We start from the raw sequence: 2533 nt of genomic DNA on the forward strand, positions 1-2533 counted from the left end.
GTGCAAACTACCCGATGCACACGAGTGTGCTGGAAGGGGTGAACAACAAGATCAAAGTGATAAAGCGTATGGCATATGGATTTAGGGACTCAGAATACTTTTTTCTGAAAATCAAGGCGGCCTTCCCCGGAAAGCCGCGATGAACCGTTTTTCATGGCTGCACCACCCTAGTCGCAGGTGGGCTGTACCGTGAAGGTCCGGCTCGAATCCACCGGTCCCAGCTCCGCCAGCAGACGGCGCCCCAGCAGCACCGGGTAGATCATCTTGCTGCGATCCCGCAGGGTGAACCACTCCTTGTAGACCTGGTCCCCGACGCAGACGGACATGGTCACCGTCGGGCGCTGCTCCATGCCGCCCGCCCCGCGCACCGTCACGCTGCGCTCCACCGGTCGCTCCACGCTCCGGCGCACCACCTTGTCGGTATTGGCATCGGTCAGCACCAGGTTGAAGCGCACCCAGGGCTTGCCATCCTTCTTGAAATGCTTCAGGTCGCGGGCATCCAGCGACGAAGTGAGGGCACCGGTATCGAGCTTCATCTTGACCGCCACCCCGTAGGGCATCAGCACCCCCTTCTCGATCCAGCCATAGCTGGTCTGGGCCGCCATCGCGCTGCCGCACAGCGCCCACATCATGGCCGCCGCCACCATTCTCTTGCCCATCTTGCTCTCTCGCCTTGTCAGTCTTGCGCCCAGATGTATCACAGCCAACTGCCGGGTCAACCGGATTCTGGCGCGCAGGGGAGCGGGCTCTGGACGCGGTACCAACAGACGACAATCCATGCCGGGTACGGCGCGTGAGTGGGGAATGCAGTAGGAAAACGAGGGGAGAACAGGGTGCTGGATGACGCTGGCGGCTATCCTCAGGTTGTGACGCCAAAGGCTACCACAGCGGTGCGTGAATTATCAGTCTTGTTCTGACGGGATTTTTGCCTACACTGCTGTAAACCGGAGGGCCTGAAAACCACCGGTTTTTTTGCGCCTGCCGAAAAGTTGCCACTGCAAAGTGACCTCTCACACAAGGCTCAATAAGGAATTCGCAATGCGTATCGAAGAAGACTTGAAGCTCGGTTTCAAGGATGTCCTGTTTCGCCCCAAGCGCTCTACTCTCAAGAGCCGTTCCCAAGTCAGCCTGACCCGCCAGTTCACCTTCAAGCACACCCAGACCCGATGGCAGGGCGTGCCCGTCATCGCCGCCAACATGGATACCGTCGGCAGCTTCGCCATGGCGCGTACCCTGGCCAGCTTCGAGATGATGACGGCGGTGCACAAGCACTACAGCCTTGCGCAGTGGCAAACCTTCGTCAATGAGACCGACCCGGCCCTGCTGGGCCACGTAATGGTCTCCACCGGCACCTCGGAGGAGGACTTCACCAAGACCCGCCAGATCCTCGCGATGTCCAGCGCCCTGCGCTTCATCTGCGTGGACGTGGCCAACGGTTACTCCCAGCACTTCGTCGAGTTTCTGCGCAAGATCCGCGAGGCCTGCCCGAACCACGTCATCCTCGCTGGCAACGTGGTGACCGGCGAGATGGTGGAGGAGCTGATCCTCTCCGGCGCCGACATCGTCAAGGTGGGCATAGGCCCGGGCTCGGTCTGCACCACCCGGGTCAAGACCGGGGTCGGCTACCCGCAGCTCTCCGCTATCATCGAGTGTGCCGATGCGGCCCACGGCCTGGGTGGCCAGATCGTCGGTGACGGCGGCTGCACCTGCCCGGGGGATGTGGCCAAGGCGTTTGGCGGCGGTGCCGACTTCGTGATGCTGGGGGGCATGCTGGCCGCTCACGAAGAGTGCGGCGGTGAAATCGTCGAGGTCGATGGCGAGCCCTTCATGAAGTTCTACGGCATGAGCTCGGCCAGCGCCATGGACAAGCACGCCGGCGGTGTCGCCGAGTATCGCGCCTCCGAAGGCAAAACCGTGCTGCTGCCCTACCGCGGCCCGGTGGAGAACACGGTGCGCGACATCCTGGGCGGGGTGCGCTCCACCTGCACCTATGTGGGTGCCAGCCAGCTGAAAGAGCTCACCAAACGCACCACCTTCATCCGGGTGCGCGAGCAGGAGAACAACGTCTACGGCAAGGAGTAACCTGCCACAGACCCCGTCACGCGCTGACGGTTAGAAGCCGACCAACCGGTGTGCTACCCTGCGCACCGGTTTTTTTGCATCTGGGATCCCGCGCCATGACAAGCCCTCTCCCCCCCTTCGACTGGGACATCTTCTGCTGCGTCGTCGACAACTTCGGTGACATCGGCGTCACCTGGCGACTCGCCCGCCAGCTCAAACAGGAAGGCGCGCTCCCGGCGCAGAAGAGTGAGCTGCAGGTGCGGCTCTGGGTGGACGATCTGGCTAGCTTCGCCCGCATCTGCCCGGCGCTCGACCCCGCACAGGACGGTCAGTGGGTCGATGGCATCTATGTCCAGCACTGGCACGAGCGCCTCCCCGCCGACATGACACCGGCCAGGGTGGTCATCGAGGCGTTTGCCTGCGAGCTGCCCGCCCTCTTTATCGAACGCATGGCCGAGCAGACCCCCCCCCC

Annotated in this window: 4 protein-coding genes; 3 read left to right on the forward strand and 1 reads right to left on the reverse strand. The window is 62.7% G+C overall.

The genetic code is table 11. The features are described from left to right. On the forward strand, positions 1-143 hold a 143-nt coding region (locus MUW49_RS14520; protein WP_210537842.1), incomplete at its 5' end, for a transposase. Between the two features lie 24 nt (positions 144-167). On the opposite strand, the gene MUW49_RS14525 is transcribed toward MUW49_RS14520, so the two are convergent. Continuing rightward, positions 168-647 (reverse strand): ATP-dependent zinc protease, encoded by a 480-nt coding sequence (locus tag MUW49_RS14525; protein ID WP_041201491.1) that lies wholly within the window; start codon positions 645-647, stop codon positions 168-170. Positions 648-1038: 391 nt separating this feature from the next. On the opposite strand from MUW49_RS14525, the gene MUW49_RS14530 reads away from it, so the two are divergent. Together MUW49_RS14530 and earP are read left to right on the forward strand one after the other, a co-directional pair. Next, positions 1039-2082, forward strand: coding sequence for a GMP reductase (locus tag MUW49_RS14530; protein ID WP_010673790.1), 1044 nt, complete (start codon positions 1039-1041; stop codon positions 2080-2082). Between the two features lie 95 nt (positions 2083-2177). Continuing rightward, positions 2178-2533 (forward strand): elongation factor P maturation arginine rhamnosyltransferase EarP (earP, locus tag MUW49_RS14535; RefSeq protein WP_244812903.1); only part of this gene is annotated, 356 nt, incomplete at its 3' end.

The organism is Aeromonas sp. LsrichE-8G, assembly GCF_022869435.1.
GTDB classification, from domain to species: Bacteria; Pseudomonadota; Gammaproteobacteria; order Enterobacterales; family Aeromonadaceae; genus Aeromonas; species Aeromonas caviae.